At 42.0% G+C, this 22,505-nt stretch carries 19 protein-coding genes; 3 read left to right on the top strand and 16 right to left on the bottom strand.

The features are described 5' to 3' along the window. Positions 1–97 precede the first annotated feature (97 nt). The 4 genes from ACSUPM_RS04695 to ACSUPM_RS04710 all read right to left on the bottom strand — a co-directional run bounded on the left by ACSUPM_RS04695 (position 98) and on the right by ACSUPM_RS04710 (position 2,046). Positions 98–622 (bottom strand): hypothetical protein, encoded by a 525-nt coding sequence (locus ACSUPM_RS04695; RefSeq protein ID WP_025652066.1) that lies wholly within the window; start codon positions 620–622, stop codon positions 98–100. 115 nt (positions 623–737) lie between these two features. Then, positions 738–1,262 (bottom strand): hypothetical protein, encoded by a 525-nt coding sequence (locus tag ACSUPM_RS04700; RefSeq protein WP_025652067.1) that lies wholly within the window; start codon positions 1,260–1,262, stop codon positions 738–740. Next, the gene (locus tag ACSUPM_RS04705; RefSeq protein ID WP_025652068.1) at positions 1,259–1,774 is read right to left on the bottom strand and encodes a hypothetical protein; all 516 of its coding nucleotides are present in this window, start codon (positions 1,772–1,774) and stop codon (positions 1,259–1,261) included. The genes ACSUPM_RS04700 and ACSUPM_RS04705 overlap by 4 nt, the downstream gene beginning before the upstream one ends. Positions 1,775–1,779: 5 nt before the next feature. Beyond that, on the bottom strand, positions 1,780–2,046 hold the full coding sequence (locus ACSUPM_RS04710) for a hypothetical protein (protein ID WP_436880246.1): 267 nt from the start codon (positions 2,044–2,046) through the stop codon (positions 1,780–1,782). Between the two features lie 11 nt (positions 2,047–2,057). Between ACSUPM_RS04710 and ACSUPM_RS04715 the strand changes: the two genes are divergently transcribed. Beyond that, positions 2,058–3,223, top strand: a protein-coding gene (locus ACSUPM_RS04715) for an IS3 family transposase (protein WP_156915624.1) whose coding sequence is annotated in 2 segments (ribosomal slippage) — positions 2,058–2,316 and positions 2,316–3,223 — 1,167 coding nt in all. Because the reading frame shifts where the segments join, the coding sequence is not laid out codon by codon here. Between the two features lie 43 nt (positions 3,224–3,266). Here ACSUPM_RS04715 and ACSUPM_RS04720 read toward each other — a convergent pair. The 3 genes from ACSUPM_RS04720 to ACSUPM_RS04730 are packed head-to-tail and all read right to left on the bottom strand — an operon-like array spanning position 3,267 to position 5,788. Continuing rightward, positions 3,267–4,160: a DUF2345 domain-containing protein gene (locus tag ACSUPM_RS04720; RefSeq protein WP_436880247.1), complete on the bottom strand. Its 894-nt coding sequence runs from the start codon at positions 4,158–4,160 to the stop codon at positions 3,267–3,269. Between the two features lie 28 nt (positions 4,161–4,188). Further along, entirely contained in the window at positions 4,189–5,388 is a 1,200-nt protein-coding gene (locus ACSUPM_RS04725; RefSeq protein WP_156915641.1) for a hypothetical protein, read from the bottom strand. 34 nt (positions 5,389–5,422) lie between these two features. Then, positions 5,423–5,788 carry a DUF7079 family protein gene (locus ACSUPM_RS04730; RefSeq protein ID WP_025652071.1) on the bottom strand — a complete coding sequence of 122 codons (366 nt, stop codon included), beginning with the start codon at positions 5,786–5,788 and terminating at the stop codon, positions 5,423–5,425. A gap of 138 nt (positions 5,789–5,926) precedes the next feature. On the opposite strand from ACSUPM_RS04730, the gene ACSUPM_RS04735 reads away from it, so the two are divergent. Further along, positions 5,927–7,092 (top strand): IS3 family transposase gene (locus ACSUPM_RS04735; RefSeq protein ID WP_156915624.1). Its coding sequence is split into 2 segments (ribosomal slippage): positions 5,927–6,185 and positions 6,185–7,092, totalling 1,167 coding nucleotides; the frame shifts between segments, so codons are not numbered across the junction. Here the strand turns inward: ACSUPM_RS04735 and ACSUPM_RS04740 are convergent. From ACSUPM_RS04740 to ACSUPM_RS04780, 9 genes are all read right to left on the bottom strand, one after another. Then, complete coding sequence (locus ACSUPM_RS04740) at positions 7,093–7,887, bottom strand: hypothetical protein (RefSeq protein WP_350588510.1); 795 nt, start codon at positions 7,885–7,887, stop codon at positions 7,093–7,095. 21 nt (positions 7,888–7,908) lie between these two features. Beyond that, positions 7,909–9,183, bottom strand: coding sequence for a DUF2345 domain-containing protein (locus ACSUPM_RS04745; protein WP_198015435.1), 1,275 nt, complete (start codon positions 9,181–9,183; stop codon positions 7,909–7,911). A gap of 32 nt (positions 9,184–9,215) precedes the next feature. Then, entirely contained in the window at positions 9,216–9,800 is a 585-nt protein-coding gene (locus tag ACSUPM_RS04750) for a hypothetical protein (RefSeq protein WP_156915640.1), read from the bottom strand. A 67-nt stretch (positions 9,801–9,867) separates the two neighbouring features. Then, positions 9,868–10,683 carry a hypothetical protein gene (locus ACSUPM_RS04755; protein ID WP_025652075.1) on the bottom strand — a complete coding sequence of 272 codons (816 nt, stop codon included), beginning with the start codon at positions 10,681–10,683 and terminating at the stop codon, positions 9,868–9,870. Beyond that, complete coding sequence (locus ACSUPM_RS04760) at positions 10,683–13,373, bottom strand: DUF2345 domain-containing protein (protein ID WP_025652076.1); 2,691 nt, start codon at positions 13,371–13,373, stop codon at positions 10,683–10,685. The genes ACSUPM_RS04755 and ACSUPM_RS04760 overlap by 1 nt, the downstream gene beginning before the upstream one ends. Before the next feature lie 78 nt (positions 13,374–13,451). Further along, positions 13,452–14,285 (bottom strand): OmpA family protein, encoded by an 834-nt coding sequence (locus tag ACSUPM_RS04765; RefSeq protein ID WP_025652077.1) that lies wholly within the window; start codon positions 14,283–14,285, stop codon positions 13,452–13,454. 65 nt (positions 14,286–14,350) lie between these two features. Further along, positions 14,351–15,340 (bottom strand): type VI secretion system-associated protein TagF, encoded by a 990-nt coding sequence (tagF, locus tag ACSUPM_RS04770; RefSeq protein WP_025652078.1) that lies wholly within the window; start codon positions 15,338–15,340, stop codon positions 14,351–14,353. Further along, the gene (tssM, locus tag ACSUPM_RS04775; protein ID WP_436880248.1) at positions 15,337–19,398 is read right to left on the bottom strand and encodes a type VI secretion system membrane subunit TssM; all 4,062 of its coding nucleotides are present in this window, start codon (positions 19,396–19,398) and stop codon (positions 15,337–15,339) included. Before tssM ends, tagF begins: the two co-directional genes overlap by 4 nt. A gap of 106 nt (positions 19,399–19,504) precedes the next feature. Beyond that, a complete protein-coding gene (locus ACSUPM_RS04780) occupies positions 19,505–21,091 on the bottom strand; it encodes a hypothetical protein (protein ID WP_436880249.1) in 1,587 nt (528 codons plus the stop codon). Positions 21,092–21,542: 451 nt separating this feature from the next. Between ACSUPM_RS04780 and ACSUPM_RS04785 the strand changes: the two genes are divergently transcribed. After that, positions 21,543–22,499 (top strand): M15 family metallopeptidase, encoded by a 957-nt coding sequence (locus ACSUPM_RS04785; RefSeq protein WP_227674862.1) that lies wholly within the window; start codon positions 21,543–21,545, stop codon positions 22,497–22,499. The last annotated feature ends 6 nt before the right edge of the window (positions 22,500–22,505 follow it).

Raw genomic sequence — 22,505 nt, forward strand, 5'->3', positions numbered from 1 at the left:
AAGTAATGAACCTTAATCGCTTCAACATATCTATCTACTCATTCAGATCAAACATCAAAGTGCACTGCTTCTTACTATTCTAATTTTTATCATTAAGTCAATCGATTTTTTGGCTGTTATAAGATTGTAAAGTATCATATGTTTTAACCGCATCAAAGCTTGTGTTTAAATAACTGATTGACTTTAGTTGTAACATTTCTTCTGATGTTAAACTTGAAATGTTATTTACTTTGTCTATTATATGACTGCTGACTATTTCTTCAGAAATTAAACGTGCTCTCTTTCGTACTGCGGAGCTTTTTGCCTTATCTGTTGATAAAGCTACAAAATATTCAAGTGGAGCTGCACCATTTTTAAGCATACAGATCTTATAGTTGATATCTGAACGATATAATATGTAATCTTGAACTTTTTTTATGTCAATTTCACTTATCTTCTCTAAAGTACTTTCATCAGGTAAAGTTCTGCTTTTTTCTTCAGCAGTGCATAGATCTATAGTGCTCTCGTACTGTTCTATTGCTGATTCTAGAGTAATTTCATCTTCTAATTTTTTCTCTGTTTTAGCACAAGCTGGTACTGAAAATATAATTAATATTAATGAAAAGAATATAGTTTTTTTCATGGTATACATCCATCTTCAATAGCTTGAAATAATAATTTTTTGTAATGATCTTTTATGCTGAAATTGAGATACAACTTTGAATAGCTTGCAGAAGTTAAAACTTTGAATAACAAAATTACTTTGAAATATTCTCTTTATATGCTCGCAATGCCCTTGTTGTAACCAACAAATCAAAACTACTGTTTAAGTAGTCTATTTGATGAAGTTTATTTCTTTCTTCTTCAGGTAGGTTGTTAATATAATTAACATTACCTATAAAGTCATAAGGCATTAGAGTTTTAAATAAGTGTTCGGCTTCCCTGCGAGTAAAATAATCTATATTACTATCTAAAGCTACAGCCAAAATGTATTCTCTGGGTGTAGCACCATTTTGTATCAGACAAATTTGGTCATTTATATTACTACGATATATTATATAAGCATTGATAGTATTTTCAGAAAATTTGCTCATAGCTTTTAAATCATCTAGTTCAGGATCTTTAATAGAGTTTTTATCTTCTTCACACAAATCTACTGCATCATTCATAGTTTGAACTGCTCTATCTAGAGCTAAAGAATGTTCACTAGCACCTATGAACTGTGAACACGAGATGCATAACAATGTCATACTCCATATTAATGATAATTTAATATATTTCATGGCATACATCCTTCAGCAATAGCTTTAAAGAATTTTATTTCATTATTGTGTTTAGAATAGCCATCAGATTCTAATTCTAAAATAGCCCGATAAGCATCCTTTTCAACCATGTTCCTTTTTATTTGATCAACACTACCCATTGCTTCTGCAAATAATACCCAGTTAGCTCCGTCTATTTTTCGAGGGGCAGGTTTTATGGCTGCTTCTAACTCTGCTTTTGCCGATATACCCCAAATTGAGTTAATTGGTATTCCAGATGATGTCCTCCCGCCAGCAGGTCTTTTTGTAAATAAGAGTCCTGCAAATGCGGCAGGTAAAATTTTACTTAACCAGCTAGCTGATTCTATACGTGAGTCTATACTTTCAAGCCACCTCAAACTTATGTCACTAAACACTAAATTATTAATAATAGGACAAACCTTTAAGTTTGAGTTTCTTCTGGTTATTTTTACATCTATATTATTGCCGTCAGCAGTTGTTTTGCCACTCGACTCTTTACGCATAATCTGCATAACTACTAATCTCCAATCGTTGATAGATAAAGATGAACATTAAAGTTTTCTTCAATTGATGATACAAGGTTTGCAGTTTCACCCTCAGCATTAGTAGTTCCAAAATAAATTAACTCTTTTACCTCAGATACTGCACGATAATGAACATGACTATACGGGTTACCATCATCATCAGTAAACTTAAATTTAACTTTATAAAGTTCAATAGATCCCCAAGGTGAGCTATGCTGAAGAAACCGTACAACTAAACTTGGTAAACTAAGCGTATTCACAGGAGTTTACCATGACCAAGAAAATCAGAACTTACAGCACAGAATTTAAAGCAGAAGCCGTTAAGAAGATAGCAAACAATAATGGCAATATCTCAGCGACCGCAAAGCAGCTTGGCATCGCCATGCAGACCTTATCTAATTGGCATAACAAAGCCAACCAAGGCAAGCTTGTAGGAACAGAGCAGTACGATCCACAGCTCATAGCCGTGATTGAAGAGAACAAGCGCCTCAAACGACAGCTTAAAGTAGCCGAAGAGGAACGAGAGATATTAAAAAAGGCGACGGCGTACTTTGCAAAGCACAGCTAGTCAGGTACGCCTTTATCAAAGATAACCAGCACTTCTTTAGCATCACCACTATGTGCCGTGTGCTAAAGATTAAGCATTCAAGTTACTACGACTGGCTGAGTCGCGATATCAGCGAGCAGCAGATACATCGCAACCATTGCGAGCTACTCGTTAAAGCCGCTCACAGTGAAAGTAAAGAACGTTATGGTTATGAACGTTTGCATGCAACGCTCACCGAGCAAGGCCATGACATTAGCCTATACATGGTTAGAAGCATTAAAGAGGAACATGGCATCAAATGCCGTCGCCACAAGCGCTTTAAAGTCACTACCGACTCCAATCACAACAAGCTGATCTATCCAAACGTACTGGATCAGAAGTTTGATGCCAGTCGCCCTAACCAAGCGTGGGTCAGTGACATCACCTATATTTGGACACTTGAGGGTTGGCTGTATTTAGCAGGCGTTAAAGACTTATACACTAAAGAGCTTGTCGGTTACGCTATTAACAAGCGTATGACCGCAGATTTAGTATGCCGTGCACTCAACATAGCGATTAAGAACAAACGACCCAGTAAAGGGCTAGTCGTTCACTCTGATAGAGGCAGTCAGTACTGTAGTCATGCCTACCATAAGATCATCAAGCAGCATCAGCTTACAGGCTCAATGAGCGCTAAAGGTAACTGCTTTGATAACGCACCTATAGAGAGCTTCTGGGGCGTATTAAAGAATGAGTTAATATATCATCAGGACTATAAGACCAGATTTGCCGCCATTACCGATATCATTAGATATATCGAGTTGTACTACAACCAAACGAGAATTCAAAAGGGTTTAGGCTATAAATCGCCAAGACAGGTGTGGTTTGACTATTATCGTCAGGCTGCGTAACTAAAATCTCCCAAGTTTAACTGTACGGATTTGACGGCAGGGGTCAAGGGTCTTCATTTCTTAGATGCACTTTAATCTTATTGGAGTCAGAACTATAGAAATTCTCTGTACTTCCCTCAGCATCAGTTATACCTTCAAAGGTCTCTTGCGTATCCTCATTAATAGCAATATAAGGAGTATTGGCATAAGCAATGTCATCATCGTCTGCAAATTTGAACTTTGCTTTATACATCGCACCAGCTATCAAACTAGGCAACCCCGCCAACCCAAGCCCATCATTTCCACCTCCAGCCTTACTGTGCTTGCCACCTTTCTCCGTAAACTGTTTCGCTGCAATCGTAATGTCAGCACCATCAAGCGTGATCCTGGCACCACCAGCCGTCAGCGTAATCTTATTGGTGGCTACGACCTCAACCTCTTTGGTCGAGGAGGCAATGTTGACATCTTGCTTAGCGGTCGCTTCAAGCTTACCCGTGTGCGCAGACAGCATGATATTGTCTTTGGCATTGGTCATACTAAACTGACCATCTGCTATGATATTTAGAGACTCGCTACTGACTTGTTGATGACTATCGCCACTACTGATACTCATATCTTGCTGGGTAGTGCTGATCATCTCACCCATCGACCGTTGGATCAGCAGGTCTTCACTGACGTAACTACTATCTGCTGCGCTATCGATAAGGGTGTAGGGCGTTGTTTGATGGGTTTTGGTTTGCTGCTCGTTGCTGATATTCTCTAACTGTGTTTTGATGACACTGTGATCATTAACCGATCTACCCAAGCCCGTTGCCAACTGTGTTAAACGTTCTGCTAGATGCTGACCGCCAAGACCAGTTTGGGTGAGAGTCGGGGTGTGCTGTTGATAGTTATGTTGTCCAGACTGTGCGTGAGTTTGCGGTTGAGTAGAGATTAATAAATATAAAAAGCCACCCAAGGGTGGCTTGAATAAAATAATATATTAATTACCCTTTTTCAGCGTCAAATTGCCAAATCACCTCACCCCAGTTATTGTTTGGATAGTCTGGCATGATGTCGCCTTGCTTAAAGTAAGCACGACTGTCAGATTTTGCTTGCGTGAACCAGTAGCCTGACTTAGGGCAGGGCTGACCAGCTAGGCAACGGCCTCGAGCTTGACTAGTAATTTCAGGTTTATTGGGTTTGGTTTTATTTTCATAGTACGGCGTCATGTCTTCGCCCGCCTCTTGACGCTTAATAAAATCCTCGTAGGTAATTTTATAAGGGTCAATTGATACAGATTTGCTGGTATCGATACCTGTCTCTTTAAGTACGAGTGGTAGGGTATAGTCAGGTTGGTTCTGCTGAATCTTTAATCCCATTTTAATAGCTTCAGTTTCAATAAAGAGTCTAGCTTCAGGTAGTTTGTCATAAAGCTTACTGTATTCTTTAGTCAAAGGCTCATCATAATCATTCGGAACGATTTGTAGTAGTAGCTCTACTTCATTGAAAACCTCTAAACTAATCAGGTAATGACGCTTACCTGTGGATGAATCTGTTTGTCTATTCATTCTAATATTCATAAATACATCTGTACCATGTCGCAGTTGCCATGTTTGTAGATCATCGAGCTGCAACCACTGTTCAAAACTTAATGGATAAGTATAGTTAAGACTGAAGGCATATCCATCTTCTTTAGTAGCAAATGTAAAGCTATCTTTGGGGCTTAAACGAGGTTCACTTAAAGTTTTAGCATGTGTCCAACCTTTATTCTGTAGCTCTTTAAAGAAAGATATCATTTTTTTATAAGCATCTTTATCTGATATACCGCTTACTTTATGGTTGAATAAAAAACTAAGATTGATTTTAGAGAGTTTATAACTTTCTTGTTTATTATCCTCATAAGCTAAGACTGACATAACACCATCGATAGCAAATTCACCATTAGGATATTTGATAATGACAGTAGGCTCTTTATATCTTGGAAAGTCGTAACCTTGGAAAGTGGCTCCCATAGGTTGAGCGTCTCCTTCTTGAAACGCTTTATACTCAGGGTTGGCATCGTATAACTCTTTAGCTGTCATGTTTAATGAAATTTCTAAAGGTTTATCAGGCATAGTGCTCTCTTTTTCTGCTTGGCAGGCAGTAGTTGAAAAAGATAGTGATGCTAATATTAAGGTTACTTTTAGAAGTTTATATTTAAACATAACCATCCCTGTTATTGGTTAACCTCTAAGTATTTCAATTGTTTTTCAAAAAAATAATCTCTTTTTGTAATTCCAACCATTCTGATTTATAGTGAAACTTATAATACTTTACTAAAAAGTCAGCTTTTAATTTATATAATTTTTCATTATTATATCTTGAGATATGTTGTTCAATTAATGGTGCAATAGTGTCAATCTCAAAAAAAGACCACACAGCAGGTATAACGCTTGAAAAATTTAGTGAACAAATAGGGGCTACTTCATAAAACAATGAATATTCAATTGTATCTAAAGAATAACTTTGAACTTTCTTCGCAATAGCATCGTAATTTATTTCATTATCAACAAATAATTCAGATAATGCTGACCATAATTCTCTTTTTTTCACAATACCTTCCATGTAGTAAACTCCTCCGCCTCTTCATATAGAGCTTCACCTACTTCCGAACCTATTAGTCCTCCTAACACACTACTGAGCTATGCTGAAGAAACCGTACAACTAAACTTGGTAAACTAAGCGTATTCACAGGAGTTTACCATGACCAAGAAAATCAGAACTTACAGCACAGAATTTAAAGCAGAAGCCGTTAAGAAGATAGCAAACAATAATGGCAATATCTCAGCGACCGCAAAGCAGCTTGGCATCGCCATGCAGACCTTATCTAATTGGCATAACAAAGCCAACCAAGGCAAGCTTGTAGGAACAGAGCAGTACGATCCACAGCTCATAGCCGTGATTGAAGAGAACAAGCGCCTCAAACGACAGCTTAAAGTAGCCGAAGAGGAACGAGAGATATTAAAAAAGGCGACGGCGTACTTTGCAAAGCACAGCTAGTCAGGTACGCCTTTATCAAAGATAACCAGCACTTCTTTAGCATCACCACTATGTGCCGTGTGCTAAAGATTAAGCATTCAAGTTACTACGACTGGCTGAGTCGCGATATCAGCGAGCAGCAGATACATCGCAACCATTGCGAGCTACTCGTTAAAGCCGCTCACAGTGAAAGTAAAGAACGTTATGGTTATGAACGTTTGCATGCAACGCTCACCGAGCAAGGCCATGACATTAGCCTATACATGGTTAGAAGCATTAAAGAGGAACATGGCATCAAATGCCGTCGCCACAAGCGCTTTAAAGTCACTACCGACTCCAATCACAACAAGCTGATCTATCCAAACGTACTGGATCAGAAGTTTGATGCCAGTCGCCCTAACCAAGCGTGGGTCAGTGACATCACCTATATTTGGACACTTGAGGGTTGGCTGTATTTAGCAGGCGTTAAAGACTTATACACTAAAGAGCTTGTCGGTTACGCTATTAACAAGCGTATGACCGCAGATTTAGTATGCCGTGCACTCAACATAGCGATTAAGAACAAACGACCCAGTAAAGGGCTAGTCGTTCACTCTGATAGAGGCAGTCAGTACTGTAGTCATGCCTACCATAAGATCATCAAGCAGCATCAGCTTACAGGCTCAATGAGCGCTAAAGGTAACTGCTTTGATAACGCACCTATAGAGAGCTTCTGGGGCGTATTAAAGAATGAGTTAATATATCATCAGGACTATAAGACCAGATTTGCCGCCATTACCGATATCATTAGATATATCGAGTTGTACTACAACCAAACGAGAATTCAAAAGGGTTTAGGCTATAAATCGCCAAGACAGGTGTGGTTTGACTATTATCGTCAGGCTGCGTAACTAAAATCTCCCAAGTTTAACTGTACGGATTTGACGGCAGGGGTCACTACCAACTAGTATTACGGCAACGAAACATATAGGAGCACCAGGCCCACAGATTATTGATGCTCCCATTCCTGCAAGCGTACCTCCAGCTAGGCCACCACCAATAGTGCCACCTTGAACAAATGACTCTTTAACTTTATTTTCTGCTGTAGCAATATAATAGATTGCTAAGGCAGCAGTAACTACCCAAAGAACCTTACCTAATACCTTTAAACGTTTTACTTTTATTGTTACACTTTTACGGTTCCTACCAGAAGCCTCTATAATATGGTATTGTACTTTTTGTTTTTCTATTGGACTTAGTTTATTAAATTTTTTGGAAAAAAGTTTTTCTGAATACTTATCCATTAGATCTTCTGTACTAACTCCAACTTTCTTCATTTTAATTGCCCCAGCCTGACTTTGTACTGATGTTATACTTCTTGTTTCTTCCATAATTACGTTACGCATTTTACTACTGTACTCTAAACCTTCTACAACAGTAATCTTTCCACTATCTACTGCCTTTAAAGTCTCATTAGAAATCTCTTTTATTTTTTTAGTATAGTTAATTCTAGCATTTGCATCTTTTATGAAATCTTTAGCGAATTTAGAGGCTGCACCTTCAAATCCTTTGATAGAATGGTTAAGGACTTCCGTCCCATCAACATAATTTATATTATTAATTTTAGCTTGTTCTTCAAGATAAACTCTATCTTTCCAAGCTCTAGTGGCAGAGTTATAATCACTAACTCCTGTGTAACCGCTCATAGAAACCTCCTTTATTTAATATTACTCGGACATTAATTTTAATATATCGTCAACTAAGCTATTTTTAGATTTAGTCTTTTCATCAAATAAAATTTCAAATATTCTTACTTCTTCGCCGTATATATCTTTAAACTCTACATAACTGTTTTCGTCAAATATTGAATCTATAGAATCTCCATTGGTTAGAGTCAAGCGACATTTCATTCCAGCTAAATCAAGAGTATTTTCTTCAAAAGCAACCCAATCTGGTTTTCGTAGTACTGAATTTTTTAGTTTAACGATATGTTGTGGTAACCCCGCCAATCCTAACCCATCCATACCGCCTCCAGCCTTACTATGCTTCCCAGCTTTCTCCGTAAACTGCTTAGCGGCGATAGTGATATTAGCGCCTTCTAAGACAATACTCGCACCACCAGCCGTCAGCGTGATCTTGTTCGTTGCGACTATCTCAACCTCTTTGGTCGAGGAGGCGATGTTGATATCTTGCTTAGCGGTCGCTTCAAGTTTCCCCGTATGGGCAGAAAGGGTGATGTTCTCTTTGGCATTGGTCATACTAAATTGACCATCGGCTATGATATTTAGAGACTCGCTACTGACTTGATGATGACTATCGCCACTACTGATCATCATATCTTGCTGAGTGGTATTAATCATCTCACCCATAGTTCTATGAATCAGTATATCGTCACTGACATAACTTGTGTCTGCTGCGCTGTCGATTAGCGTGTAAGGTGTTTGCTGATGGGTTTTAGTGTCTTGTTCCTTGGCGATACTCTCTAACTGAGTTTTAATATTGGCATGGTCTTTGACGTTTCTGCCTAGTCCCGTTGCCAATTGCGTGAGTCGCTCAGCTAAGTGTTGACCACCCAATGCTGTTTGCGTCAGCGTCGGGGTATGCTGTTGATAGTTATGCTGTCCAGATTGAGCGTGGGTTTGTGCTTGGGTGGAGAGAACGAGCGCTTCGCCTGATTTTATATTGATTTGCGCGTTGGTGGTAGCGCTAATACCTTCGCGTTTAGCAGTGTCCGATGGATTAATAACCCCCATCTTAAACGTTGCGCCCACTTGTCCGTCTTCGACCTTGAGCTGCGAGTACGCTTGCGCGCTACGATGATCAGTGACCCACTCTGATAAGCCATTGTCGGTATTGCGATAACCACTCTCTATCGCTTGTTCGTTCTCAGTGGTAAACAGACTAGGACGGGTATTCGATAGCAGACTACCCGTATTAATCAAATGCTCACCATCGCCAATAGACTGAACTAGCGTTTGATCATCGGCTCTATGAGTGCTCACCATCATTTGTTAGTGCAGTCTATTAATATACTTTACTGCGCTTTCAGCTCTTCAATCTTTTTTTGATCACTAAGAATAAATTTAAATTCTTCCAATTCAGGATATGAAAGTTTTGAAAAGTAATTTATTGAGTCCATATCCATCGGCTGAATTATAAATCGGTCATGGTCTGAAGAATAAGTGAATTTTCTAGAATCAGGTAATTCTGATATTTTTTTTTCTTCTAACAGATAAGTATCGAAAGTAGTACCATAGTTTTCATTTTTTTTATATAAACCGTAATCTAGCAGATAGATTTGATTGTCTATTTCTAGTATTTTGAATTTATTCTTTACATCTGTATTGTAATGATCATATATTTGATCTTTACTTATACTAAAAAATTTTCTGTTTTTATAGTTGACGAATAGTTCATAAACGAAGGAGTTATCAAGATCAATTTTTCTCGTCGAGTTACTGTATTTTTCTTGATTATGAATACTAATTAGCTTAGTTTCAACATACTCACTATATTCATGACTATTCCTTAATAACTCAATATTTACCACAATATTATCCTGTAAATGTTTGTCGACATCTATATCTATATAAAGGTTTTTTTCTGCGTTAATAGACATAACTTTACTCACTAAATATATAGTTAATAATAGAATAATTACAATAAAAGGTATGCAATAGTATTTCTTACCTATGATCATTGAATATACCTTGATGAGAATTATTAGTAATAGTGTTATTTTTATAGAACCTCATAACTTCCGCTTTTGGAAAATCTTTAAGATTGGGTTTTTCTACTCCCTGCCAAGTTATAGAATCAAGACCCTTGCCGCCTAAGCTACCTACCATGTAGGTATTGGCAATATCCCAGCCTGCTCCTCCAAATATAGGAATACTTCGAGCGCCTGTCGTTACTCGGTAATCAGGAAATACAGAAGGGAAGGATGATGTGCTTTGACCTATAACTTCAACAGTAGAATAGTTCGGTAATGCTGAAATTCTTTTAGCAAAAGAATTAGTTTTTAAGGCAGATCTACATCCAAAGAAAACACATCTAGTTGTAGTTACACCTTTGTATGTAGCCCAGTTAAAATCTATACTTGACCAGCCATCTATATGCATTTGCTTTTTTTTGTCATTAAGCGGAGGGTCGTTAGGTGTATCATAAGTGATAGGCCCATCAGTTCCAGAATGAGAAAATATACTTACTTCTCTAGTTCTAACTTTACTTTTGCCTCCGTATTTTTTTATATAATTATTTATTATGACTTGTATTTCTTGTAAGGCTTGTATTGGAGGACAGTGAACCTTATGAATACTAGACTTGTACCAGCTTGATTTTTTAATATTTTTTAGTCTCGTTTGTGCTGACTCAGAAAACATTTTTGTTCCACTATCCCATTCATCAACCCAAAATAGTAAAAATAACTCGATAGGAGGAGAAATTTTTACTTTTTTATTATTATTGGGTGTAGATTTTGTAGTACCTGTAGATGAAGACATTACTTACTCCTTTCATTATCACTCTGCCAATCAAGTTTCAAAACCACCTCAATATCGTCTTCACTATTAGATTGAAACCTTTCTGACCAACCGTCTTTATCTGTATTACCTTTAAACTCTTCTCCTGTTACTTTATTAATAGCGGTGTAAGGCGTATTAGCATAAGGTTCCTCATCATCATCAACAAACTGATACGCTAAGTTATAAACCCCATCCATCAACGTCTTTTTATCAGGAATAATGTTAGGCAACCCTGCCAATCCCAACCCATCTACACCGCCTCCAGCCCTACTATGCTTACCAGCCTTCTCCGTAAACTGCTTTGCCGTAATCGTAATATCACCACCATCTAAAGTGATACTCGCACCACCAGCCGTCAGCGTAATTTTATTCGTCGCTACTATCTCAACCTCTTTAGTCGAGGAGGCAATATTCACATCTTGCTTAGCCGTGGCTTCAAGCTTACCCGTATGGGCGGAGAGGGTAATATTCTCTTTGGCATTGGTCATGCTAAATTGACCATCGGCTATGATATTTAGAGACTCGCTACTGACTTGGTTATGACTATCGCCACTACTGATATTCATGTCTTGCTGAGTGGTGGTTATCATCTCACCCATACTTCTGTGAATCAGCGTATCGTCACTGGCATAAGCACTGTATGCTGCGCTATCGATTAGCGTGTAGGGCATCGTTTGATGGGTTTTGGTTTGCTGTTCTTCTGCGATAGTTTCAAGTTGGGTTTTAATCGCTTTGTGGTCATTGACATGACGTCCAAGCCCTGTTGCCAGTTGCGTTAACCGCTCAGTTAAGTGCTGACCTCCAAGACCAGTTTGAGTCAGAGTCGGGGTGTGCTGCTGGTAGTTATGCTGTCCAGATTGCGTATGAGTTTGCGGTTGAGTGGAAAGGACGAGGGCTTCGCCTGATTTTATATTGATTTGAGCGTTAGTAGTCGCATTGATGCCTTCGCGTTTGGCGGTGTCTGATGGATTGATGACCCCCATTTTTAGACTGGCAGATATCCCAGCACTGTCTACTTTTAGCTGAGAGTACGCTTTTTCTGTACGGTGATCAGTGATCCATTCCGATAAACCGTTACCCGTGTTGCGATAACCACTTTCGACCGCTTGTTCATTATCCGTGGCAAATAGGCTTGGGCGCGTAGACGACAATAGACTGCCAGTATTGATTAGATGCTCGCTATCACCGATAGACTGCAGGAGAGTTTGGTCGTCCGCTCGATGGGTGAAGTGTGTGCCATAGTTAGCGCCAGCTTGTGCTTCAAGGCGATTGATAGGTTGGGCTGGACTATCCAGTAAGTAGCTTTTGGTCGGGGTCATATGGTTGCGACTGTCTGTATCGCTTTGACTGTCTGTAATGCCTGTCATCGGCGGTAGAGCCTGTCTGCTGTATAGAGGACCGACCCACGGGGTATCAGCGGTAATGAGGCTCAGCTGGGTTAAGTGAATGCCAGCTTCCAAAGAGGAGGCATGGCGCTGATGATGGCGGCGGCTTATGGTGAGTCCAGTCACATGTGCCAGACTATTGCGTGCCAAATGAACGATATGGGTAGCACGGTAGTGTTGATTGAGCGCACTGTGATCGACAAGCATAAAAGTATCAGCAACATTCAAATCCGTGGCATGGGCGAGGGCGTGATAGACGCTATATCTGCTTTGATGGCTGTGAGCGACTATGCTTGCCTCATCTATAGTTTCAGTATCGGTTACTGGTGCAAAGGCGGCTGGGCTGTCTAAAGTGAGTGAATGACTACTCGTTTGATTGTTTTCTTTATCCCCATTATTGCTCGTCGCAATATCGGCTGACTGGGTTGGGTGTGCGACATTTGCTGCATTGAAGCGCTGCATCGTTACTGAGTTTGGTTGGGTGATGACCTGCTCACTGATGGCCAAGACAGGCGCATGGACACGGTCGTGTAATATTTGTTGATAGCGTAATGCGCCAATATTTAGGCTGACGCCATCGCTATCGCTGGGATGGGCGGAGGTGATAATGAGCTTTGGCAGGCTGTGATCGTCTGTTTGCTCATGGCGCAGATAAGCCGTCAGCCCTTGACGCGCGAGGCGCTCACAAATATGTGACCAGTGACTCATTTGCCACTGAGTCATACGAGCGGGTATCCAGTTCGTATCATTTTCACCGTTGCTGCTGTCATCGACCACGTCCACATCTAGTGTGCTGAGGCGCTCTGAGACCATAGTGAGAACAGATAAATTGGTGTCTATTTGACTGTGTAGATGCTGATGCAAGCGATAGGTAATCGGCTGTGCCAGCAGACGGTAATAGCCATAACTGCCATCATGATCCAATTGACGAATGGCTGTGATATAGAGATGACGATAGGTCAATCCGCTCGGCGTATCAAAGCTCAAGGTTAATGCACTACCGATTAAAGCCGTCAACGGTGTGAAAGGGGGATGATGGCGCTCATGGATATAGACGTGTAATAGATAGGTATCAATACCGTGCTGCTCTTGCTGGTGACAGCCGTTCGGGTTCAGCTGAGCGATGATGTGTGCTTCCTCATGAGCATGAGTCAGTTTCTGTAGCCACGCTCGGTGAGCCGCCATATCTTGTCGAGCACTGGCGTAAGGGGCTTGGCTATTGCTTTCAATCGCATACAGCCTATCAGGGTGCATCGGAAGCACGGTGTTGGTCAAGCGTAACATAGGGGTAGTCCCTCTTGTGTCAGAGACGGCATCATAAGCATCAGTGCTTAGCTGCCATGATCAACGTATATAGCAGCGTTATTCACCAAGATTGAATTCGATCCGGCGGTTACGAGTGCGTCCTTCTTCATTGTCATTACTCGCGATAGGATCAGCGTCACCTTTACCAGCGGTACTTAGACGGGCCGCATCAATGTTACGACCGATGAGGTATTGCTTAACTGCTTCGGCACGCTTGTTAGATAAGACCAGATTGGCGCTTGGGTTGCCCACATTATCAGTATGTCCAATGATGGTCACTGGCTTATCGCCAACACGCTGCAGGACGCCAGCCATATCGTCTAGAATACCCAGTCCCATTGAGGTCAACTTCGCGCTGCCGGATTCAAACTCGACAATACGGTTGCCCAAGGTGTCATCGATAAGTCGCTGCTCACCTTCTACGACGACCAATTGATTTTCTAATTGGTAAAGATCGGTGAGGCGCGTGTGTATCCGGTTTTGGATGGCTTGCTTTTGCTCAATGCTGCTCACCTTGCCATGCAAGCTAATGGTAGTCCCATGAATATCAATACGACCCTGACGGATATTGGAGATATCACTATCGATAATAGCGGTCGCTACCTGTTGCCAGTTGGTCGGTATGCTAATGTTAGAACGCACTTCGATCTCATCTCTGACGGGCTTGTTAGGGTATTGCGCCTTTAGCTTTTCAAGGAGTTGCTGCTTATCCGAGCTGGTAGCTACGACACCTTTAATGACCACAGGCACATCTTCAGGGCTATTATTAATATGAGCATCATTATGAGCCGCAAACACCGCAGCACTCATAGACAAAGTAACAGCAGCGAATAATAGGCTTTTTTTACGACGTGTTAATTTAGGTATTGTGGTTGAGACTTGGGCTAGCATAAAAATACCTTTTCTAATCTTACTGTTATTGAGAGCATGCTTGTTAACGACCAATTATCGAATAGCTACTGTGCCAAGAAGGTTTTTTTAAACAGTTGTCTAGTATCGTACAGATAAAGGTCATCTTGCAACAATATTTTGTTAAACCGAGTTAAGCCGATATCTTCATCGATATAGCTTTGTGTCCAGTCACTATGAGCAATGATTACCCAATCATCGGGATGACTGTCCTCACTACTTGCCAGCTGGCTAAGCATGCAACCGTCCGGCTTGGTAAAGCTCAATAGCAGGCGGTAGCAGTTTGAAACTCGGTACAGATACGTATTCAGATAGAGCTGGTGTGGCTGATAAAAACCGCTAATAAGATCATGCCAAAAAGTCGCCATATGTATGGCATTTTCTCTGTCAGAGGTCAGGGTCCAATATATGGCTTTATTCAGACCGCTAAAGCCTTTGCTATAAGTCGGTAAGAATAACAAGCCTGTGGCTATGATTTGTTGTATCAGTTGTGATTTACTGATGTTCATCAATATCGCGATGTCGTGCAATGTGGTGGTATTGATAAAATCGTAATAGTGGGTACTGGCGTTTTTATTGACGGTAAGCTGACCGTCGTTCAGACCCGCCATAACCTCAGCGCTATCGGTTTTAGATTTAGCCACGCTTAGGACTTCATAAGTCTCATTCCACAGCGTTAATGACTTAACGGGCAGGTAGTTCATCCAGCTTTTTGGTTTATCGAGATGAAGCACACCAAAACCGATAAGCGGATAGTTTCTATGGCTACTGTCATGACTAGGAAGCAGGACGCCGGTAATAATCTCGTTAGATACCGTATCTACGTGACTAAAGTTCAAAAAAGCAATGTTGTTCGTCGGTGGGCTGTCTATCAACGAGTCACTCGCGTCACTGAATAAGTTTTCTGATATCGCCAAGGCTTGACTGACCCATTGATCAATTGCATTGGTCTCAGCGATATGAGCGCGCGCCCTGATAAAGTCTCCACGAGCTGGTAATTTGCCAAAATAAACTAGGGGTAGTGATTCAGGAGTCATGGCGTTGGCTCCCGCGGTTCAGAGGTAGCCGTAGTTGGAGACGAGGCAGTTTGTGCGCCATTGCCACTATTGTCCTCGGTGTTCTGAACGTTACTCGTGGTAGCACTGGTATTAGCATCTGTATTGGCGTCTGTACTAGGAGCCAAGTTCAACACGCCTGCTACTGGAGGGGCTGTACTCGTTTGCTCAGTATTTTGACCGGTTGATTCACGAGCATTATTGCTATTAGCCGCTGCGCTATTATCCGTAACAGGTCTTGCCGTACGTGTGACCCCAAGGGCAATCACCTCGTTAGGGAGTTTCATACCAGTAAAGGGGTTGTTAGAGCGCCCTTGACTGGCTGTGCTACTGCTACCACTGATGATTCTAAAACGTACCGGAATAGTGATGCCATCACCTGACCATGCCATCTCAAAGATATTGTCGCCAAGCTCAGTGCGGCGGGCGCTATTAATCAGCCTTTCAACGCCAAAGCTACCAGCTTCCTCAAATATGGTGTAATCCCTGCCATCGTAGTTTTTGGCTCTGATGCTGGCTCCTGGTTGGCTACTTGGATTTGGCCATACAAACGTCGTCCATGCTTGCGTACCCATACGATAACGCAGCTGCTGTCCATCAACGACGATCGTATATTCGGTCAAACCGCTTACCGGTAAAGGCATGATTTGGAATGTGGTTTGATTGGCAGTGGCACTGCCACCACTCGCGCCTGACGCGCTTCCAGCATTGCCACCAGTATAGTTGACAAAATATCTGCCAAAATCAGCGACGAACTTAGGATTCAGACCTAAGCCTGCACCATTCCAAATTTTACTTGAGATTTGATCGCCTCGGCGGATGATAAAAGGCGATAAGGTTTCGTTAACAAACTTGGCGACATAGCCATCTTCCCCAAAGAACTGTCCAATCTCAGCAGGGGTTGCCTCCAAGTTAGCATTGGCGGTAAATGGATATTTATTGCCCAAGTTATCCAAAAAGGGCTTGTATACTTGTGCTTGCCAGACTTTATTAATCTCAGCCTTAGTCGGGGTGAGGAGCATCGTAAATGAGCGAGTTAGCGGCTCGCTTAGCAATGGACGTACCAGCTGTTTTATTTCAGAGTTGGCTTGGCTAAGTATTTGCTCATCTAAGATCTGCAAGGACTTGGTCATCTCTGAACCTTCAGTGCTGAGCGTTTGCGAAGCAAATAACAAGGCATCAGGACCGATATCATCGCTACGGGCTATGTTATTGAACCGCGTTCTAATATCTCCTAAGCTTGCCAAATAGTTATCCAATAGCGATAAGTCTTGATTGTCTTCTCTTGGGGTGACTAGGTTGTGTATTGAGGAGAACTCCTGCGCTACCATGCCGGTGCTGGCAGGGACGGCTGCCGCTTCATTAGTACTGTTATTACTGCCATTATTCATCGCCGCTTCTGCTTGACGAAGCTCAGCTGGGCTTTGACGCAGGATCGTTTGCTTGAACCAATTGACAAATGAGCGCCGAGAGTTGGAGCCATTCGCTGCGGGTTGGTTTGCGGCTTTATTGTCCCACTGGGTCTGACGATCTACCGTCTCAAATAGTGTTTTTAGCGGTGATTCGGTGGCGTTAGACAGCTGATTTAATAAGAGCGCATGATCGTCGAAGCCTTTACTATCACGGATGTAGACCTGTGATAAAAAGCGCTTCCACTCAATGATGTACTCTTGTTTGTAGCGATTGACCAGATATTGACGTATTTGTTCAGGGCTGCCTGTCAGCGTCAAATCATCTTTGCTACTGGTCGCAAGTACCCAATCGTCGGCAACCACTCTATTGGTAGCAGCTCTATCAATCTCATCACTCACGAACGATTCCCATGCTTGCTTGGTAAAGGTGCCGGAGATCACATAACTGCCTAGCAGTACTTCATTGGCACTGTCTTGGGTAATTTGTGCGACAGTCACCGATGGAAAGCGAGCAGAGGAGCGCATTTTAATCTCAGAATAGACACGCTCACGGGCAGGTTGGCCTTTACTGGCTTTAGACAACGTCGTACGGGTTTTATCCACCAGTCCCAAGTCATTTTGAATCAATGGAAAGGCGGGGTCGTCGACATGAGCAAGCGTAAAGCTTAAGATGCGCTCAGCCTGACGAATCATCTTGTCACGCGGCATATCAGCACGGTTGGACTCAAGCCAAGTGCGCCAAAAACGTGTCATTTGATCGCTCAAATGGCTGGTTTCTAAGTGCTCATGATTGCCCAGCATCAGATAAGCTTTCAGCGCATTATAAGCATCCTCTACGTCGGTAGGGTCAGATTGTATATAAGCGTCGTTGCTCACGGTTTCGGATTCAGCTGCTGACGTTTCTGCCTCCTGCACTTTCAGGTCTGCCGCATTCGTATTGACGTCGGTCAAAAACCTTTCAATGTTTTGTTTGGTAGGCGCTAACACGATAATGCCTACACCATTATAATATTCAGATAGCAGTTTTTCTTTGAGCTTATCTCCTTGATATAACCCAAAGCTCAGCGACAACGGACGATTCTCGTCGTAGCCTTCGAGTTGCTCTATTCGACTTTGCAGGATAGTGAGTGACTCAAGTTGTGACTGCAAATCACCATTAGCATTTTTTTGCATTAGTGCGACTTGCTGCAAGTCAGCTTCTACACGTTCAGTCAATTGCTTGTTATTGGCATAAGACCAAGTCCATAAACCAACCGCTGTACATAGCACCACCACAGAGGCGAGGGTGGCCAGCGCGCGATGGCTACGCTTGTTGCGGTTTTTATGTTGTTTGACCAAATGCTTGTCTTTTAAGATGACTTTAGAAAATAAATCATGCAAGAAGTAAGGCTTGTCGGCGGCTTCTTGCTGAGCACTTAAAGGCACTGCAGGTGGTTGCAAGTCGTAATTTTGCACCATTTGTAAGGTCATTTGACTGCTGACTTGCCCTTCTTGTAAGGCACTGGTGAAGTAAAATCCACGTAGTATGGGCTTAAACTGAAAAGGGTTGTCTTCGAATAAGGCGTGCATCAGCGTTCTAATCATCGGCCGTAATGATTGGAACTCCATGGGAAAAGTCATCAGACTCGGAGATACCGTACGTTGGTGACGCAGAGACAACTTAGTGGTGCTAAGATCTTTTAGACCGTTAACCAGCACGCCAAAATGCTCTTCAAACACATCGCTGATATTGATGCTATCAGGGTCTTCGGGATAGGGAATCGTCGCGCCCCATACTTGCCCGCGCTCTTCTTGCTCGTAATCATGAAAAAAGTCACGGAAACCTGACACCAAATCCATTTTTGTGAATACCACATAAACGGGGGCATAAACTTCTAATTGCTCTGTTAAGTCTTGCACACGGCTACGCAGGTTTTTAGCCAAGTCCAGCGCGTAACTGGGGTCATTTTTGGTAAGCTCAGCGATACTAACGGCGATAATAATACCGTTGATAGGCGCTTTGGGGCGGTTCTTCTTCAATAGGTTTAAAAACGACAGCCATTCTGAGCGGTCATCTTCGTAGGCAGAGTAGCGTCCTGCGGTATCGAGTAGGATGCCTTCAGTAGAAAAAAACCAATCACAGTTACGAGTACCGCCGACACCTTGTACCGACAGCTTGTTGGTTTTTTCCATAAACGGGAATTTTAGCCCAGAGTGAAGTACCGCCGAGCTTTTACCCGCTGCTGGGTTACCAATGACCATATACCATGGCAACTCGTACAGTGCAGCTTTGCCAGTTTGATCGCCAATTTTAGACTTGCGAATGGTCTTAATAGCGTCTTGCATTTGCTGACGTAAGGCCTGTACTTCTTGTGCATTCTCGTCTTTAGCAGCACTACTATTGGCACTATTAGCGCCTTCATCGTTATTGTCTTCTACTAAATCTGCGAGCTCAGCGGCCGCCTTTTTACGCTTTTTCCACCAGTAGTAGCCAAACCACGCTAGTAGCAGACAGGTTATGGAGACACCGATAATGACGAAGAAGGTTTGTAGCGCGACATAATCATAGAGTAAGACCAGAGCGACTATGATAGCTAAGACCAATAACACTCTTGGATTGTAGATGAGATGAAAAAACCTTGAGAACATGCCTGCTACCTAATGTGATCTTGAAATAATAGAGAGTCATCATTTCATCATAAACAATGACTGATATAAGCGATAAAACGAGCAATATTAACTGAACTAAAAGTGGCTAAAGTGTTTGGTTGGACTCTGCAAGCCACAACATACAGCGGTGCTTATGTTGGGTAATAAGGAGTTTAATGTCAGACTCCTGTGGCTGTTCTTTGGCAGCGCTGACCAACAGTGCGAGACATAAAAAAGGCTGTAACCATGAGTTCAGAGGCATATAATGCCCTAAATGGTGGTCATTTACTAGCGCCCCTTGCGCTATAAATTCATCGATAAATGTCATAAGTAGGGATAAGTCGTAAGGTTGTGTTGATGGATTAATGTCTGACAAGAGGGTGATGCTATTTTCGCTTAACGTATCTGTCATTGTTGTTTTATTGTCAATGGCCTGCGCTGACTTTTTTTCTTCTGCCTTGGTTTTGTCGTCATGGCGATCTAATAGAGCAAATGAATTATCTAGTAACAGCTGTTTTATCGTTTTCAAATTTGCTAAATAATGCTGGCGAGTATTGCTATAAGCCTGCTGCGGCACCTCAGCGGCCATACTACTGGCATCATTGGGTAGCGCCTCGCCAATTTCAGTCATGGAAAAACGTACCTTGTGATCTAGATCGAGAAGGTCTTTGGCGGCTTTGTTATAGAAAATCAGCAATATACCGGCTTCGGTAGGCAAGAGATTGGAGGCGTTGTCTACGTATAAGTTTGCTTCAAGCCATTGCTCATTAATCTGTGAGTCGACGGTGATAAAAAGACAAATCTCGGGGGTCGCAGCTTTGGTCAGAGCAATAAGTTGCCCGTGAATAAATTGCAGCGGCTGATAGGTCTCGCTATCAGCACCGTCATGGCTATTATGAAAAGAGTCTGTATGACGAGGATTTTTATCAGCGATGATGGTTTGAATAGTGAGTAGCTGCTCGGGAATACCATAGGTTGCCAATTGCTGTTTTAGCCTTTCAACCAGATAATTAGCATCAGCCAGCTCAGGAATAGACAAATAAACAGACAGCGTAGACAATGAGATAACGGGAAGGCTATCCTCTGCAGAGGAGTCTTCTGGTGTGCTCGCGATGTAGTGTTGCTGCCATTCTGGATGGATATTCAGCGCTGAGTTTGGCTCATGGATATTTTGTTGCATAATGCGCTCAAAATGCTGAGCCAGTACACTTAGTGCATCATCACTTGCGGTAAGTTGATTATCAATCAATGCCCATAGACGCAAGGTTAGCTCATTTAGGCTTTCAGCCGCGTCTTCAGGATATGTCTCGTTATCTAGCTCATTATCGTAAGCGTAGAGCGCTGCTCGTTCGGTGATGACACCCTCAATCGGCTTGGTTAATATTGGTAAGCCGTCAAAGTCTGATAGCGCTTCACTCAATACCGTGAGATCGTTATCATTGTCTATGATTTCAGGCCAATCAATCCCTTCGGGTAGACAGATACTACTATTTATAAACAATTGATAAGAATCGATAGGTGGCGCCTTTATTTTTTTGCTTATTTTCTGAGCTGGCGCTAGTTCTTCTGCTTCTGATTTTTTTTGTCGCCATCTAATAAACACGATAAAGCCAAACAAAATTATTGGAATAATCACAAACCATAGCAGCAGTCTTGCAGAGGTAAGTTGCAGCGTATTATCTTTAAAGTACATCCAAACCAATAACAGATAAATGACTAAAAAAAGTGCAAGAGCATAGCGCCCGTAAGTTATTAGCTTTTTTACGCCCACTTGCCATACCCCTTATCTACATAATTTTATTAGAGGTAGTTTATGGTATTTGAAGATTTCTCGCTACCATGTATCATTACTTTGCTTGGTTAATTAGTATAAAATAGTTTTTCTTCTCGATTTTTGCTCATCGCCATGCTATATCATTAGTCAATATAGCCAGTTAATAAAAAATACAATTAAGTTGGGTTTTTTATAAAAAAATATCTCATCTGTCTATATAATAGCCAGCTACGACATGCTGATGGCTGAACATTAGTATTTTCCAATACTTTGCCCGCTATTTTTCTTTATGCCTCACTGTGCCATTGTTTTCCTTATGATTTATTTGGTCGTTATCCTTTTTACGCTTGTCTCCATTACAGTGATTATCATGCTTTTTGATCGTCAGCTGTATGAGCGACTGTTTGATAAGGTGAGCACTGTTTGGCAAGGCGTCTCGGTGATCAAACTTCAACGCCCCACGCTCAAGCTACCAGTTCTGCCACGTATCTCGCCTAACAGCATTCCTATTGTTCCTGCTTTATCTGTTTTAGCCATTCTCACGACGACAGTGGGGTGTTATTTTCTGATTATGCATAACTCTCTTGAGGTTTATCATGCTCAAGATGACTCGTTGAATACTGCCAACTCGCAAATCAGTCAATTACTGGTCGGGGAGCGATTGCGACCACCGCCTGCGCCGCCTGCTGAGCTTTTCGCTGAGCTAGAAGCAGAGATTGCCAGCTATCAAGCCACGCAAACCGACGAGGGCTATTGGCCGGAGGTGGCGACGGACGCGTCACCAGTACAAAGGCCTTTAATGCTCCCTGAACCTGACCTGTCTGATTTAAATACCCAAGACCACAGTACGGGCTACTCGGGTGATATTTTGGCATCGCATATCAGCAATGGGCACATTAACATCAGAAATGCTGACCGTAATTGGAATAAGATGAACTCTGAGTTTGTCCAACGGCTGTTGACTGTCTATAAGGTTATGAGTGATCAATATGGTTATGACATGGTGCTGCTAGAGGGCTATCGTAGTCCGGGAAGGCAAGCACGCTTGCTCAAAAAAGGCCCAAATGTCACCAAGGCAGGATCTTATAAGAGCTATCATCAGTTTGGTCTAGCAGGCGATAGCGCCTTTATTAGAAATGGTAAAATTGTGATTACTGAAAAGGATCCATGGGCGATGCAGGGCTACCAGTTATATGGTAAAGTAGCAAAATCGGCTGGACTAGTGTGGGGCGGCGACTGGCGTATGATGGATTTGGGCCATGTTGAGCTGCGCAAAAAAGGCGTGCTTGGTCGCCCGCAAATGGCAGAGATTTTGACCAGTCAATAACGACAA

The organism is Psychrobacter okhotskensis (genome assembly GCF_965638355.1).
Lineage (GTDB): Bacteria > Pseudomonadota > Gammaproteobacteria > Pseudomonadales > Moraxellaceae > Psychrobacter > Psychrobacter okhotskensis.